Source organism: Mesorhizobium australicum WSM2073, from assembly GCF_000230995.2.
GTDB classification, from domain to species: Bacteria; Pseudomonadota; Alphaproteobacteria; order Rhizobiales; family Rhizobiaceae; genus Mesorhizobium; species Mesorhizobium australicum.
This window is the reverse complement of record NC_019973.1, coordinates 1,343,244-1,356,466: the sequence shown is the minus strand read 5'-3', so window position 1 is coordinate 1,356,466 and position 13,223 is coordinate 1,343,244. Positions and strand designations below refer to the sequence as shown.

The 13,223-nt window shown below is 63.7% G+C and carries 17 protein-coding genes; 9 read left to right on the top strand and 8 right to left on the bottom strand.

The genetic code is table 11. The features are described from left to right. The first annotated feature begins 7 nt into the window (after nucleotides 1-7). From MESAU_RS06430 to MESAU_RS06420, 3 genes are all read left to right on the top strand, one after another. Nucleotides 8-1,033 carry a MotA/TolQ/ExbB proton channel family protein gene (locus tag MESAU_RS06430; protein WP_041163650.1) on the top strand — a complete coding sequence of 342 codons (1,026 nt, stop codon included), beginning with the start codon at nucleotides 8-10 and terminating at the stop codon, nucleotides 1,031-1,033. A gap of 1 nt (nucleotide 1,034) precedes the next feature. After that, nucleotides 1,035-2,066, top strand: coding sequence for a peptidoglycan -binding protein (locus MESAU_RS06425; RefSeq protein WP_015315245.1), 1,032 nt, complete (start codon nucleotides 1,035-1,037; stop codon nucleotides 2,064-2,066). A gap of 251 nt (nucleotides 2,067-2,317) precedes the next feature. Then, nucleotides 2,318-2,743 carry a hypothetical protein gene (locus MESAU_RS06420; RefSeq protein WP_015315244.1) on the top strand — a complete coding sequence of 142 codons (426 nt, stop codon included), beginning with the start codon at nucleotides 2,318-2,320 and terminating at the stop codon, nucleotides 2,741-2,743. Nucleotides 2,744-2,844: 101 nt separating this feature from the next. On the opposite strand, the gene MESAU_RS06415 is transcribed toward MESAU_RS06420, so the two are convergent. Continuing rightward, nucleotides 2,845-3,198, bottom strand: coding sequence for a DUF1304 domain-containing protein (locus tag MESAU_RS06415; RefSeq protein WP_015315243.1), 354 nt, complete (start codon nucleotides 3,196-3,198; stop codon nucleotides 2,845-2,847). A gap of 142 nt (nucleotides 3,199-3,340) precedes the next feature. On the opposite strand from MESAU_RS06415, the gene MESAU_RS06410 reads away from it, so the two are divergent. Beyond that, on the top strand, nucleotides 3,341-4,825 hold the full coding sequence (locus MESAU_RS06410; RefSeq protein WP_041163300.1) for a carboxypeptidase M32: 1,485 nt from the start codon (nucleotides 3,341-3,343) through the stop codon (nucleotides 4,823-4,825). 50 nt (nucleotides 4,826-4,875) lie between these two features. Here MESAU_RS06410 and MESAU_RS06405 read toward each other — a convergent pair whose 3' ends face one another. Then, nucleotides 4,876-6,675 (bottom strand): ABC transporter transmembrane domain-containing protein, encoded by a 1,800-nt coding sequence (locus MESAU_RS06405; protein ID WP_015315241.1) that lies wholly within the window; start codon nucleotides 6,673-6,675, stop codon nucleotides 4,876-4,878. Between the two features lie 205 nt (nucleotides 6,676-6,880). Between MESAU_RS06405 and rpmE the strand changes: the two genes are divergently transcribed. Beyond that, nucleotides 6,881-7,102 carry a 50S ribosomal protein L31 gene (gene rpmE, locus MESAU_RS06400; RefSeq protein ID WP_010912060.1) on the top strand — a complete coding sequence of 74 codons (222 nt, stop codon included), beginning with the start codon at nucleotides 6,881-6,883 and terminating at the stop codon, nucleotides 7,100-7,102. 81 nt (nucleotides 7,103-7,183) lie between these two features. Here the strand turns inward: rpmE and MESAU_RS06395 are convergent, their stop codons facing one another. After that, on the bottom strand, nucleotides 7,184-7,813 hold the full coding sequence (locus MESAU_RS06395) for a TetR/AcrR family transcriptional regulator (RefSeq protein ID WP_015315240.1): 630 nt from the start codon (nucleotides 7,811-7,813) through the stop codon (nucleotides 7,184-7,186). Nucleotides 7,814-7,957: 144 nt separating this feature from the next. Between MESAU_RS06395 and MESAU_RS06390 the strand changes: the two genes are divergently transcribed. Then, complete coding sequence (locus MESAU_RS06390; protein WP_015315239.1) at nucleotides 7,958-8,434, top strand: anthrone oxygenase family protein; 477 nt, start codon at nucleotides 7,958-7,960, stop codon at nucleotides 8,432-8,434. Between the two features lie 31 nt (nucleotides 8,435-8,465). Here MESAU_RS06390 and MESAU_RS06385 read toward each other — a convergent pair whose 3' ends face one another. From MESAU_RS06385 to MESAU_RS06375, 3 genes are all read right to left on the bottom strand, one after another. Then, complete coding sequence (locus MESAU_RS06385) at nucleotides 8,466-8,786, bottom strand: Rdx family protein (RefSeq protein ID WP_015315238.1); 321 nt, start codon at nucleotides 8,784-8,786, stop codon at nucleotides 8,466-8,468. Between the two features lie 16 nt (nucleotides 8,787-8,802). Then, entirely contained in the window at nucleotides 8,803-9,552 is a 750-nt protein-coding gene (locus MESAU_RS06380) for a YebC/PmpR family DNA-binding transcriptional regulator (protein WP_015315237.1), read from the bottom strand. Nucleotides 9,553-9,772: 220 nt separating this feature from the next. Continuing rightward, nucleotides 9,773-10,096 carry an ArsR/SmtB family transcription factor gene (locus MESAU_RS06375; protein ID WP_015315236.1) on the bottom strand — a complete coding sequence of 108 codons (324 nt, stop codon included), beginning with the start codon at nucleotides 10,094-10,096 and terminating at the stop codon, nucleotides 9,773-9,775. 51 nt (nucleotides 10,097-10,147) lie between these two features. Here MESAU_RS06375 and MESAU_RS06370 point away from each other — a divergent pair, with 51 nt between their 5' ends. The 3 genes from MESAU_RS06370 to MESAU_RS06360 are packed head-to-tail and all read left to right on the top strand — an operon-like array spanning nucleotide 10,148 to nucleotide 11,500. Beyond that, the gene (locus MESAU_RS06370; RefSeq protein WP_015315235.1) at nucleotides 10,148-10,630 is read left to right on the top strand and encodes an SRPBCC domain-containing protein; all 483 of its coding nucleotides are present in this window, start codon (nucleotides 10,148-10,150) and stop codon (nucleotides 10,628-10,630) included. Between the two features lie 15 nt (nucleotides 10,631-10,645). Next, nucleotides 10,646-11,008 carry a glyoxalase/bleomycin resistance/dioxygenase family protein gene (locus tag MESAU_RS06365; protein WP_015315234.1) on the top strand — a complete coding sequence of 121 codons (363 nt, stop codon included), beginning with the start codon at nucleotides 10,646-10,648 and terminating at the stop codon, nucleotides 11,006-11,008. A gap of 24 nt (nucleotides 11,009-11,032) precedes the next feature. Beyond that, entirely contained in the window at nucleotides 11,033-11,500 is a 468-nt protein-coding gene (locus tag MESAU_RS06360; protein ID WP_015315233.1) for an SRPBCC family protein, read from the top strand. A gap of 21 nt (nucleotides 11,501-11,521) precedes the next feature. On the opposite strand, the gene MESAU_RS06355 is transcribed toward MESAU_RS06360, so the two are convergent. After that, nucleotides 11,522-12,289 carry a TerC family protein gene (locus MESAU_RS06355; RefSeq protein WP_015315232.1) on the bottom strand — a complete coding sequence of 256 codons (768 nt, stop codon included), beginning with the start codon at nucleotides 12,287-12,289 and terminating at the stop codon, nucleotides 11,522-11,524. Nucleotides 12,290-12,357: 68 nt separating this feature from the next. After that, on the bottom strand, nucleotides 12,358-13,182 hold the full coding sequence (locus MESAU_RS06350) for a TIGR00282 family metallophosphoesterase (protein ID WP_015315231.1): 825 nt from the start codon (nucleotides 13,180-13,182) through the stop codon (nucleotides 12,358-12,360). Nucleotides 13,183-13,223 lie beyond the last annotated feature (41 nt).

The window sequence follows — 13,223 nt, the reverse complement described above, 5'->3', positions numbered from 1 at the left end:
GGCACGGATGGCTTTTCTCAGATCCTTCGGCATGGGCAGGCGCTCCGACGTGCTGATCTACGACCCGCATAAACTGTCCAGTCCGCAGGTCTTCCTGCTGACCATGGTCATCTTCCTGGCCATCGTCGCTTTCATCGCCGCCATCCTGACCCGCCAGGTCACCACCGCTTTCGTCACCAACCCCGGCCTTAACGGCCTGATCGTCGGCGTGCTCGTCGTCGGTATCCTGCTGGCCTTCACGCAGGTCGGGCGGCTGTTTCGCGAGGTCCGCTGGGTCAACTCTTTCCGAGCCGGCTCCGAAACCACCGAACCGGTGCTGCTGGCGCCGATGAAGGCGATGATCGGCCGTTCCTCGTCCATGGCCTTTTCGACCTCATCGATGCGCACAATGCTCGATTCCATCGCCACCCGCCTCGACGAAAGCCGCGACACCTCGCGCTACCTTGTGGGCCTTTTGGTGTTCCTCGGCCTGCTTGGCACTTTCTGGGGCCTGCTGAATACGATCGGCTCGATCCGCGAGACCATCGAATCGCTCGATCCCGGCACGGGTGACGCCGCCGCGGTGCTCGATTCGCTGAAACAGGGCTTGTCGGCGCCGCTGGCCGGCATGGGCACGGCCTTCTCGTCCTCGCTGTTCGGCCTCTCCGGCTCGCTCGTGCTCGGCTTCCTCGACTTGCAGGCCGGCCGCGCCCAGACACGTTTCTACACCGAGCTCGAGAACTGGCTGTCCTCGGTCACGGATCTGTCGTCCGACATCGTCGTTTCCGACCCGGCCAAGGCCGACTCTTCCGACGAGATCCGCGTCCTGTCGGAGCGGCTGCGCAGCATGCAGGAGAATGGCGGCGGCTCCAACCCGCGCGTCGCCACCGCCATGGCCAATCTCGCCGACGGCATTTCCGGCTTGGTCAAGAACATGCGCTCCGAACAGCAGATCATGCGCGACTGGGTCGAAGCCCAGTCGGACGAACAAAAGGCGATGCGCAACACGCTGGAAAAGATCGCCGACGCGCTGAAGAAGCCCGGGGTGCACTAGCATGGCGCTTGCCAGGGGCCGGCGTACCGATCGCCGCATCGACTATTGGCCGGGCTTCGTCGACGCGCTGTCGACGCTGTTGCTCGCCATCATGTTCCTGCTCACCGTCTTCGTGTTGGCGCAGTTCCTGCTCGGGCGCGAAATCTCCGGCAAGGATACAGCGCTGTCGCGCCTCAATTCGCAGATCAACGAACTGACCCAGCTTCTGGCGCTGGAGCGCTCGACGGCACAGGACAAGGACGATTCGCTGGCCAACCTGCAGGCGTCGCTGTCGGCGGCGGAGGCGGAGAAGAGCCGGCTCGAACAGTTGCTGGCGCAGGGTGCGGGTGCCGGCGACGCCGCCAACCAGCGAGCCGCGGCGCTGGGCGGCGAACTGGACAGCCAGCGCCAGATCAGCCAGCAGGCGCTGAGCCAGGTCGAGATCCTCAACCAGCAGATCGCGGCATTGCGCAAGCAGATCGGCGCGCTCGAGGATGCCCTCAACGTCTCCGAAACGCGCGACCGCGATTCCAACACCAAGATCGCCGATCTCGGCCGTCGCCTGAACGTGGCGCTGGCGCAGCGTGTGCAGGAACTGAACCGCTACCGCTCCGATTTCTTCGGACGTCTGCGCGAAATCCTGGCCGATCGCGAGAACATCCGCATCGTCGGCGACCGCTTCGTGTTCCAGTCGGAGGTTCTGTTCCCGACCGGATCCGAAGTGATCAACGATGCCGGCAAGGTCGAGATGAAGAAGCTCGCCGACGCCATCATCGAACTGCAGAAAGAGATCCCGCCGGAGATCAACTGGGTGCTGCGCGTGGACGGCCACACCGACAACAAGCCGCTGTCCGGCAACGGCCGTTATCGCGACAATTGGGAACTGTCGACGGCGCGCTCGACCTCGGTGGTCAAGTTCCTGATCGAGAATGGCGTGCCGGCTAACCGGCTCGTCGCCGCCGGCTTCGGGGAATTCCAGCCGCTCGATCCCGCCGACACCGAAGAGGCGCGCAACAAGAACCGCCGCATTGAACTGAAGCTCACCGAACGTTGATCCATCATCACGCGAACTCACGCGAAATTGTTCGCCGGCTCAACTCTAGGGCGCAGGCATCCGCCGGCAAGGCCTGAAAAGATTATCTTTTTTTAATTACACTTCGCGCCGAAGCGCTCCTAGCTTGCTGCGCAGGGCCGAGAACCGCCGGCGATGCCTCCCATCGCGACGCGACGGGACTGGACGACCCGAAATGGTCGGAAGGCGAGGCGGCGCGGCCGCTCTCCCTTCCCAGCAGGAGGAAGCACACCATGCGCTCATCAGCATCTCTCAAGACTGCAACGCTTGCCGCAATTCTCATTGCCGTCCCGCTCGCCGGCGCCTATGCCGCGGGCCACCACAAGGGTGCTCTCGACGCGACCGCCCCCACCGACATGGCAGGCCCCCGTGTCGAGGCGCTCGTTCAGCAGGTCCAGGGTGTTCATCAGGGCATCGTCGACGCCAGGCAAGCCAACCACATCACCCCGGCCGTCGCGGAGCGCCTGGAAATGCGCACCGCCCGCATCAGTCAGGTCGCCGAGAGGATAGCCGCGTCGGATCACGGCAGGATCCCGGCCGCGCAATACCATGACCTGCTGCGCCGGCTCGACAATGTGGATCAACGCCTGATGATCGACACCGGCAGCGGTTTCCTGATGGGTGATGGCGCCGACGGCGGAAACTATCCGAACGGCTGAGGCTATTCCGGCCTGGAAACCTCCTCGGGGAAGGGACCCATTGACGCCTTCGGGAACCCAATCCCGCTGGCGTCCTTTTTTTCCTTACCAGCCCATCCTGCCTACCAACCGAGCCAGGCCGCGACCAGGGCGACCACCGCCGGCACGGTTTGGATGTACAGGATCTTGCGGCCGACCGTCGCCGCGCCATAGAGACCGGCAATGGTCACGCACAACAGGAAGAAGACCTCGACCTGGAAACCGGCGGCGCCGAGGTAAAGCCCCCAGATTAGGCCGGCGGCGAGAAAGCCGTTATAGAGACCCTGATTGGCGGCGAGCACTTTGGAGGCGCCGGCGAATTCCGGCGTCAGGCGGAATGTCTTGTGCCCGCGCGGCGTGTCCCAAAGCACCATCTCGAGATAGACGATGTAGACATGGATCAAGGCCACCAGCCCGACCAGGATGTTGCCGATCATTCTGCTCCCCCTTCATCCATCGCCGGCAGCATTTCATGCCCAACCTCGCTTGCGCAAGCTGCATCTGCCGGATGGTATCCGAGGGTTGCCAATGCTTTTGCGTTGGTGTCTTTTCGCCCCGTCCCCAACCACGGAAGCCGCCATGTCCTTTCACAAACTCGACGATCTCGGCCGCAAGCTCGAAGCGCTTGAGCACGCGCTGGCCATCCTCGGCGCCGATGAGGCGACCCACATGGCCGTCGGCGGTGGCGAGAAGCGCGCCAAGGCGATGGCGGCCCTTGCCGGCATGTATCACACCAGGGCGACCGCGCCGGAAATACCGGACTGGATCGCCGCGGCCGAAGGCGAGGAATTGGACGATGAGCAGCGGGCGGCTCTCGCCGAGCTGCGGCGGCAATACACCAACCTGACCTGCCTGCCGGTCGAATTCGTCGAGCGCCAGACGACGGCGCGCATGCGCTGCGAGCAATTGTGGCGCGCCCTGCGCGCCAAGAACGATTGGGCGGGTTTTCAGCCGGCGCTTGAAGGCGTGGTGGCGCTGGTGCGCGACGAGGCCGCCCTGCGCTCCGACGTGCTCGGCCTTGCCCCCTATGACGCGCTGATGGAACAATACGATCCCGGCAATCGCACGGCCGACATCACGCCCGTCTTCGCCGACCTCAAGGCCTTCCTCAAGGGCTTCATGCCGGAGGCGCTGGCGATCCAGGAAGCGCGGCTGCGCAAGCATCCGCTGAAGCCGCTTTCGGGTACCTATGCCATCGACCGGCAGCGCGAACTCGGCCTTGCCATGATGGCGGCGGTCGGCTTCGACCTGACGCACGGCTCACTGTCGGTATCGCACCATCCGTTCTGCGGCGGCGTGCCCAGCGACGTGCGCATCACCACGCGCTACAAGACCTCGGATTTCCTGTCGGCGCTGATGGGCGTGCTGCACGAGACCGGTCATGCGCTCTACGAACAGAACCTGCCCAAGGCGTGGGCGCACTGGCCGCTCGGCAAGGCCCGCGGCATGGCCGTGCATGAGAGCCAGAGCCTGTTCGTCGAAAAGCAGATCGGGCGCAATCCTGCCTTCTGGCGCTGGGCGCTGCCGGTGGTGGAGAAGCATCTCGGCGAAGCCTGGTCGCTCGACGATATCCTGCCGCATGTGCATCGTGTCGAACGTGGCCTGATCCGCGTCGACGCCGACGAGGTGACCTATCCCTTGCACGTCATCCTTCGCTACGAACTGGAGCAGGAGCTTGTTTCGGGCAGCCTCGAAGTGGCTGATTTGCCCGAAGCCTGGGATGCCAGGATGCGCGACTATCTTGGTCTCTCGACCATCGACAACCCCGCCGACGGGCCGATGCAGGACGTCCATTGGCCGGGTGCCGCCTTCGGTTATTTCCCGTCCTATACGCTGGGCGCGATGATGGCGGCGCAGCAATGGGCCGCGCTGACGCGCGAGCGTCCTTCAGCCGACGAAGACCTTGCAAAGGGGAATTTCGAGGCGATCAACGGTTGGCGCCGCGAGAAAATCTGGTCGCAGGGGTCGCGCTGGTCGACGCCGGACCTGCTTGAGCGCGCCACCGGCGAAAAGCTCAACGCGAAGCATTTCGTCAACCATTTGAGGCAGCGCTACGGCGGCTGAGATGCCGCCTGGGACGACAATTTTCGTTACGCCGAGGCGAACTGAACCTGCTACTCCGCCGCGCCCCTGAAGGCGCTGGCGCCGGTCTCGAACTGCAGCTTGGCGAGCCTGGCATAGATGCCACCCTTGGCGACCAGGCTCTGATGCGTGCCTTCCTCGACGATGCGGCCGCCATCCATGACCAGGATCCTGTTGGCCTTCAGCACCGTCGCCAGCCGGTGGGCGATGACGATGGTGGTGCGCCCCCGCATCAGCCGCTCGAGCGCGGTCTGCACCAGCGTCTCGCTTTCGGCGTCGAGGGCCGAGGTGGCCTCGTCGAGCAGCAGGATCGGCGCGTCGCGCAGGATGGCACGTGCAATCGCCACACGCTGGCGCTGGCCGCCGGACAGCGTCACGCCACGCTCGCCGACCTGGCTGTCATAGCCGTTCTCGAGCCTGAGGATAAACTCGTCGGCCAGTGCGTCCTTGGCCGCGGCCTCGATCTCGGCCTCGCTGGCGCCTGGCCGGCCGAAGCCGATATTGTCGCGCGCGCTCGCCGCGAAGATGGTGACGTCCTGCGGCACGATGGCGATGCGCTGCCTGACCACGACGGGATCGGCCTCGCGCACATCGACGCCGTCGATCAGGATCTTGCCGGTTTCCGGATCGTAGAAGCGCAGGATCAGCGAGAACACCGTGCTCTTGCCGGCACCCGAGGGGCCGACGATGGCGACCGTCTCGCCGGGCATGACTTGAAAACTCAGGCCGTGGACGGCGGCGCGATCGGGCCTCGCCGGATAGGAGAAGGACACATTCTCGAAGACGATCGCGCCCTTGGCAACCGCCGGCAGCGGCTTCGGATCGGCCGGCGCCTGGATTGCCGGCGTCTCGGCCAGAATCTCGGTCAGCCGTTCGGCGGCACCTGCGGCTTGCGCGAGTTCGCCCCAGACTTCCGACAGCGCGCCGAGCGCGCCAGCGGCGAACACCGAATAAAGGAGGAATTGGCCAAGCGTGCCAGGCGATATCGTGCCGTCGAGCACGTCGCGCGAGCCGAACCACAGCACCGCCACGACCGAGGAGAAAATGGTGAAGATGGCAAAGAAGGTGAGGAAGGAGCGCGCGAAGATCGAAGCGCGCGCTGCCTCGAAGGCCGCTTCCACCGCGCCCGAGAATCGTCCGGTGACCAGTCTCTCATTGGTGAAGGCCTGCAGCGTGCGCACCGCGCCGATCTGCTCGCTGGCATAGGCCGTCGCGTCGGCAAGCGTGTCCTGGGCCTGCCTTGACTTGCGCCGCACCGAGCGGCCGAAGGCGACCAGCGGCAGCACGATCACGGGGATCGCCCCGATGACCAGGCCGGAGAGTTTCGGGCTGGTGACGACCATCATGCCCACCGCGCCGAGGCCGAGGATGACATTGCGCAGCGCCACCGAAGCGGTGGCGCCTACCGCCGACTTGACCTGCGTGGTGTCGGCGGCGAGCCGTGACACGATTTCCCCCGACTGGGCGGTGTCGAAGAAGGCAGGCGACAGCGTCGTCACATGGGCAAAGACATCGCGCCTGATGTCGGCGACGACGCGCTCGCCGAGCGTGATGACGAAGTAATAACGGCCGGCCGACGCCGCGGCCAGCACGGCGGCCATCGCCACGAGGGCGCCGAAATATTCGGCGATGAAGGTGGTGCTGGCCGACGAGAAACCGTGGTCGATCATGCGCCGGACGGCCAGCGGCAGTGCCAATGTCGTTGCCGCCGCGATGGCCAGTGAGATAAGGGCGCCGATGACCAGCGTGCGATATCCGGCGATATACGGAAACAGGCGCCTGAGCGGCTTGAGCGAGCGTCGGCGCTCGTCTGCGCTGCTTGATTGCACCATCTCGGTGTTTCCTCTAGCCACTTCAGCCTATGCGCCTCAATATGCGCTTGCCGCGGCCTTGTGATTCAATTCCGGCTGATGTATAGGCACGCCGACCGTTTTAGAAGCCGCGGCTCCTCAATAGCTGCGGCTTCGAGTTTTAAAAAGAGGCGCATCGACGCAGGCTTATGCCCGTCCGCCGCGCCGGCAAGCCAGGAACAGAGCCATGAAGAGCGCAATCCATCCCGACTACCACACCATCAAGGTCGTCATGACCGACGGCACCGAATACACGACCCGTTCGACCTGGGGCAAGGAAGGCGATACGATGAACCTCGATATCGACCCGACCACCCACCCGGCCTGGACCGGCGGCCAGCAGACCCTGCTCGACCGCGGCGGCCGCTTGTCGAAGTTCAAGAAGCGCTTCGAAGGTTTCGGTCTCTAAAGCGAAGAGCTTTTTCGCGGATCAAGAGCCCGCCCTTGTGGCGGGTTTTTTGTTGCTTGGCCGAAGGCTGGGTCTTCGGCCCTATTCGGCCAGCAATTCCCTGAGTGCCATGCGCTTGTAGGCCGCGACCAGCCTGTCGCCCTCCTGCCTGTCGACCGAGATCGCCAGCCGCATGGCCGCCTCGCCCATCTGCCACACCAAGAATGCCGTCGTGTCGAGCGCCACCGGATCGGCATCGGGCCGCAGGCGCTTGAGCACCGCGATCAGAAATTCCGCGTTCGCGCGGCTGTCGGCGAGTTCGAGCTGGCGCAGCGCCTTGTCGGCCTGCGTGCCCGACCAGATGTCGCGCATCACCGGCTCGGCCAGGAACAGCTCGTAGTAAATATCGACCAGCTCCGAGAAAGCCTGCCGCAGGCCTTTGGCGTCGCTGACATCCCTGAGTGCCGCCGAGATACAAGCCTGGCTTTCCGCTGTGTAGCGTTCGGCCAGCGCCCAGACGATCGCCCTCTTGTCCGGAAAGAACTGGTAGAGCGAGCCGATCGACACCACAGCCCGCTCCGCCACCTCGCCCATGCGCATTGCGTCGCTGCCTTGTTCGGCAATCAGCGCCGAGGCGGCGGCCAGCATGCGCTCGACCCGCTCGCGGCTGCGCTGCTGGCTTGGCGCCCGGCGCGGCGAACCGATCCGCTCATTGGTTTGCGTGCCTTCCATGACCGTCTCCAACAAACGCGCCCGGCAAAATCGCCGGGAACGACTTGACTTACAAAATACGAGGGTTTATCACGTTTTGCAAATGTGAGGTATGCTCACATTTTAGAGAGCAAACCGCCGCAACCGGCGTCTGGAGCAACTGAGATGATCAAGCTTCTTCCAACCCTCACCTTCATTGCCGCGATCGGCGCGGGCGTCGTCGGTGGCGTATTCTTCGCCTTTTCCAACTTCGTCATGGCGGCCCTTGCCCGGCTGCCCGTCCCAGCGGGCATCGCCGCGATGAATTCGATCAATGTCACGGTGATCACCCCGACCTTCATGACAGCGCTGTTTGGCACCGGCCTCATCTGCCTCGTTCTCATTGCCGCCGCTCTCTTGGGCTGGAGCCAGTCCGGCTCGTACTGGTTACTGGCCGGCGCGGTGATCTATCTGGTCGGCAACCCTATCGTGACCATGGTCTTCAACGTGCCGCTCAACGATGCTCTCGCCGCCGTCGACCCGGCCAGCAGCAACGGCGCTGCCGTGTGGGCGAACCATCTGAGCCAATGGGTGATGTGGAACCACGTCCGCACCGTCACCGCCATCGTGGCGATGGCGTGCTTTATCTTCGCATTGCTCTGAAGAGGTCTAACGAGACGCAGAAAAACTCCGCTCAGGCGAGGTCTTTCTGCGTGTCACCCTTGTGGCCTTTGCGGTCGGCGTGACCGAGATCCCGATCCGGATCGATCACGTCGCGGACCAGCTGCTTGAGTTTGGCCGCGTCAGGGAAGCCGCCGTCGCGCTTGCGGTCCCAGACCAGCACATCGTTACAGGAGATGGTGAAGATGCCGCCGGTGCCCGGCACCAGCGTCACCTCGCCGAGATCGGTACCGAAGGTGGACAGCAGCTCCTGCGCCATCCAGCCGGCACGCAACAGCCACTGGCATTGCGTGCAGTAGGTAATGCGGATGGCCGGCAACTGAGCTTTGCTCATATCGGACGACCTTCGCTCACGCCGCGCTGAGCTTCGCCATCGTCTCGTCGTCGACTTCGAAGTTGGCGTACACGCTTTGCACGTCGTCATCATCCTCGAGCGTGGCAACCAGCTTCATCAGCGATTGCGCCCGCTCTTCGTCGACGGGGACATTGTTCTGCGGCTTCCAGATCGCCTTGACCGATTCGGCCTCGCCGAGCGAGGTTTCAAGCGCCTTAGACACCTCGCCGAGAGTCTCGAAGGAGCAATAGATCGTGTGGCCTTCCTCGTCCGATTCGACATCGTCGGCGCCGGCTTCGATCGCCGCATCCATGATCTTGTCCGCGCTGCCGGCCGAGGCCGGATAGTAGATTTCGCCGGCGCGGTCCCACATGAACGACACCGATCCGGTTTCGCCGAGCGCGCCGCCGGCCTTGGTGAAGGCGGCGCGCACATTGGACGCCGAACGGTTGCGGTTGTCGGTCAGCGCCTCGACGATCACGGCGACGCCACCAGGCCCATACCCTTCGTAGCGCACCGCTTCGTAGTTTTCGGCGTCGCCCATCGAGGCCTTGTTGATGGCGCGCTGGATGTTGTCCTTGGGCATCGACACCGCCTTGGCGTTCTGGATCGCCAGGCGCAGACGCGGGTTCATCGATGGGTCCGGCGTTCCGCTCTTGGCGGCGACGGTGATTTCGCGCGCCAGCTTGGAAAACATTTTCGACCGCACCGCGTCCTGACGGCCCTTGCGGTGCATGATGTTCTTGAACTGTGAATGGCCAGCCATGGCACCCCTGTCGTGTTCGGCTAGAGCGTCTTGCCGCGAGATGCGTCATCTCGCCTTTGCAAAAGGCTCGAATTCAATTTCAGAGCGTCCCGATGCGTCCGGGTGAACGTACGGCGCCCTGTGTCGGAATGGCCGGCTTATAGATAAATCGGCTCAATTCGTCCAGCCGCGCCGCGTTGCCGGGGCGCTCGGCATGCGGCGGCCCGGCAAGCAGGCTGTCCTACCCTTCCAGATCGGACTTCAGCCGGTCAATGATGCTGAGCGCATGGCCGGCATACTGGCTGATCCAGCGGTCGTGAATCTGCTTGATCGGCAACGCATTGAGATGGTTCCAGCGCTCGCGTCCGTCGCGGCGCGCGACGATCAGGTCCGCGTCCTCCAGCACCTTGAGATGCAGCATGACCGTGCAGCGGTCGATATCGGGAAAAGCTTCGCACAGCATGCCGGTGGTCTTTGGCTGGTCTTTCAACAGATCCAGCATTTCGCGCCGGCGCGGATGCGCCAGCGCCTTGAAAACATGGTCGTCCTGCGATCGGCTTGACATGTTATGTTTTTATAACATATTGTTGGCTCGTTCAAGCAAGGAGCTGTGGATATGTCTCTTGGATTCAGCGTTTCAGGGCGCATCGGCAAACCGGTCGCCGAAGTCTTCGACGCGGTCGTCAACCCGAAGAAGCTGAGCGGCTATTTCACCACCATCGGCGGTGCCAGCGCGCCATTGGTCGCCGGTTCGGCTGTCGTCTGGTGGGGCAAGGTGCCGGTCGAGGCCGACGAAGTGGTCAAGGACAGCCGCATCGTGCTGCGCTGGGATGCCACCGACGCCGACGGCAACCCCGCCTACAAGACCCGCATCGAGATGAATTTCGAGCCGCTCGACGATGGCGGCACCTTCGTCACCATCGCCGAGAGCGGCTGGCAGGAAGGCGCGGTCGGTCTGAAGAAGTCCTACCTGAATTGCGAGGGCTGGTCGCAGATGCTGGCCTGCATGAAGGCCTATGTCGAATACGGCATCAATCTGCGCGACGGCTATTACCGCAGCGAGATGAAGGGCGAACCCGCCAGCGAAAACAACATTTGAAAACAGAGCCCAGCCATGACCGCGAAGATCACCGGCGGCATCAACATCGCCATGAAGGTGCCATCGCACCAGTACGAAGCGACGATCGCCTTCTACCGCGATGTCGTCGGCCTCAAGCCGTTCACAGCCAAGGCGCCGGCCATCGGCTTCGAGCTCGGCCCCAACAGGCTTTGGATCGACGAGGCGCCGACGATGAGCCAGGCCGAGATCTGGCTGGAGCTTTTCACGCGGGATTTTCCGGGCGCCGCGGATCATCTGGCCAAGGCGGGAATTGTGCGTTGCGATGCCGTCGAGCCCTTGGACGCGGGTTTCCGAGGTGGTTGGATCACCAATCCGGCCGGCATCATCCATATGGTGCGCGAACCCGACGCCTGGTGAGGGCGTATTCGAAAGGAGATCGCCATGGAAATCCGTGAGACACCGACAGCCGAAGCCGCCATGCTGATCCGGCGGCCGGTCGCTGAGGTTTTCGAAGCCGTCGTCGATCCGGCGATCACGACCAAATTCTGGTTCACCCATGGCAGCGGCCGGCTTGATGGCGGCAAACCGGTTCAGTGGGAGTGGCGCATGTATGGGGTCTCGACGACAGTCGAGGTCAGCGAGATCGCCAGGGACAAGAAGATCGTCATGACGTGGAGCGATCCGCCGACCACGGTGGTCTGGACCTTCACCGAAATGCCTGGCGAAGCGACATTCCTCGAGGTCCACAATTTCGGCTTTGCCGGCAATGGCGACGAGCAGGTGAAACAAGCGGTCGGCTCAACCGACGGCTTTGCGCTTGTGCTCGCCGGCGCCAAGGCCTGGCTGGAACAGGGCCTGACGCTCGGCTTGATGGGTGACCGCCATCCGAAGGGTGTTCCGGGGCACTAGGCTCGCCCCGGCCGACTAGTATCAGTGGCCGTCGCCGGTTTTCGCTTTCTTGCGCCGCCGCGCCAGCATGTTGAGCCCCTCGACCAGCGCCGAAAAACCCATCGCCGCATAGATGTAGCCCTTGGGCACATGATAGCCCATGCCGTCGGCGATCAGCGTCATGCCGATCATCAGCAGGAAGCCCAGCGCCAGCATGACGATGCTCGGGTTCTTGGCGATGAAGTCCGCCAGCGGTCCGGCCGCCAGCATCATCACGGTCACGGCCGCGATGACCGCGATATACATGATGGCGATCTCGTCGGTCATGCCGACGGCGGTGATGATGGAATCGATGGAGAAGACGAGGTCGAGCAGCAGGATCTGGAAGATCGCGCCGGCAAGCGAGATCTTGAGCGTTTCGCCCAGCATCGTGTCCTGATGGTCGTCGGGATCGACCGTGTGGTGGATCTCCTTGGTCGCCTTCCACACCAGGAACAGACCGCCGGCGATCAGGATCAGGTCGCGCCAGGAGAAGCCGTGGCCGAACGCCGTGAAGACCGGCGTCGTCAGTTGAACGATGATGGAAATGGTGGCGAGCAGCACCAGGCGCATGACCAGCGCCGCTGAGATGCCAAGACGCCGCGCGCGAGCTCTCTGCTCCACGGGCAGCTTGTTGGTGAGGATCGAGATGAAGATCAGGTTGTCGATGCCGAGCACGATCTCGAGCACCACCAGCGTCAGCAGCGCGACCCAGGCGGTCGGGTCCGAAACGAATTGAAAATGCGGCGCCAGGAATTCGATAAGCTGCATGGAGGTCGTCCCCTACGATCTAGAGCAGTGTCGCCGGCAATTAGGTACTGCGACCCCCTATATCAATGTCACGCCCAGAAGGACGGAGCCGTTTCTTCCAGCCTTGGCCCGCGACGAAACGGCGCGATCTTCTCGGTCAGCCCCGTGCGGTCGGAAATATCGACGCCGACGCCGCACAACGTCGCCGGTCCCGTCGCCGCCTCGAAACGCCCTTTCGGCACTTTCGACAGGAACCGGTTGAGCGGTTCTTCCTTGTCCATGCCGAGCGAGGAATCATAGTCACCGCACATGCCGGCATCCGACAGGTACCCGGTGCCGCCATTGAGGATCTGGTGGTCGGCGGTGGGCTGGTGCGTGTGAGTGCCGACGACGAGACTGGCGCGGCCATCGACAAAATGCGCGAAGCACATTTTTTCCGAGGTTGCCTCGGCGTGGAAGTCGATCACCACCGCATCCGCCTGCTCGCCGAGCGGACAGGCGGCAAGCTCGCGTTCGCCGGCCTGGAACGGGTCGTCGAGTTCCGGGTGCATGAACACCCGGCCCATAATGTTGGCGACCAGCACGCGCGCGCCGTTTTTGGCGATGTAGACACCGGAGCCGCGCCCGGGCGTGCCTTTGGGGAAATTGGAAGGCCGCAGGAACCGCTGCTCGCGCGGCGCGAAGGCCAGAGCGTCGCGCTGGTCCCAGACATGGTTGCCGGTGGTCACGACATCGCAGCCCGCCGCGATCGTCTCACGCAAGATCTCTTCGGTGATGCCGAAGCCGCCGGCCGCGTTCTCGCCGTTGACGATGACGAAATCGAGCTTGAAGTCGGAGATCAGGCCAGGCAGTTGTTCCCATACCGCGGTGCGGCCCGTCTTGCCGACCATGTCCCCGAGGAAAAGAAGTCGCATCTATGCCTGATCCCGAAAAGTTGCATGACTTTTCGGCAAAG

Bases quoted from the DNA above. Each gene is read 5' to 3' on its own strand.
- MESAU_RS06395 (WP_015315240.1), bottom strand. From the start codon at position 7,813: ATGGAAGGCACGCAAACCAATGAGCGGATCGGTTCGCCGCGCCGGGCG.
- MESAU_RS06350 (WP_015315231.1), bottom strand. From the start codon at position 13,182: ATGCGACTTCTTTTCCTCGGGGACATGGTCGGCAAGACGGGCCGCACC.
- MESAU_RS06375 (WP_015315236.1), bottom strand. From the start codon at position 10,096: ATGTCAAGCCGATCGCAGGACGACCATGTTTTCAAGGCGCTGGCGCAT.
- rpmE (WP_010912060.1), top strand. From the start codon at position 6,881: ATGAAGAGCGCAATCCATCCCGACTACCACACCATCAAGGTCGTCATG.
- MESAU_RS06370 (WP_015315235.1), top strand. From the start codon at position 10,148: ATGTCTCTTGGATTCAGCGTTTCAGGGCGCATCGGCAAACCGGTCGCC.
- MESAU_RS06420 (WP_015315244.1), top strand. From the start codon at position 2,318: ATGCGCTCATCAGCATCTCTCAAGACTGCAACGCTTGCCGCAATTCTC.
- MESAU_RS06430 (WP_041163650.1), top strand. From the start codon at position 8: ATGGCTTTTCTCAGATCCTTCGGCATGGGCAGGCGCTCCGACGTGCTG.
- MESAU_RS06405 (WP_015315241.1), bottom strand. From the start codon at position 6,675: ATGGTGCAATCAAGCAGCGCAGACGAGCGCCGACGCTCGCTCAAGCCG.
- MESAU_RS06385 (WP_015315238.1), bottom strand. From the start codon at position 8,786: ATGAGCAAAGCTCAGTTGCCGGCCATCCGCATTACCTACTGCACGCAA.
- MESAU_RS06425 (WP_015315245.1), top strand. From the start codon at position 1,035: ATGGCGCTTGCCAGGGGCCGGCGTACCGATCGCCGCATCGACTATTGG.
- MESAU_RS06410 (WP_041163300.1), top strand. From the start codon at position 3,341: ATGTCCTTTCACAAACTCGACGATCTCGGCCGCAAGCTCGAAGCGCTT.
- MESAU_RS06390 (WP_015315239.1), top strand. From the start codon at position 7,958: ATGATCAAGCTTCTTCCAACCCTCACCTTCATTGCCGCGATCGGCGCG.
- MESAU_RS06365 (WP_015315234.1), top strand. From the start codon at position 10,646: ATGACCGCGAAGATCACCGGCGGCATCAACATCGCCATGAAGGTGCCA.
- MESAU_RS06415 (WP_015315243.1), bottom strand. From the start codon at position 3,198: ATGATCGGCAACATCCTGGTCGGGCTGGTGGCCTTGATCCATGTCTAC.
- MESAU_RS06355 (WP_015315232.1), bottom strand. From the start codon at position 12,289: ATGCAGCTTATCGAATTCCTGGCGCCGCATTTTCAATTCGTTTCGGAC.
- MESAU_RS06380 (WP_015315237.1), bottom strand. From the start codon at position 9,552: ATGGCTGGCCATTCACAGTTCAAGAACATCATGCACCGCAAGGGCCGT.
- MESAU_RS06360 (WP_015315233.1), top strand. From the start codon at position 11,033: ATGGAAATCCGTGAGACACCGACAGCCGAAGCCGCCATGCTGATCCGG.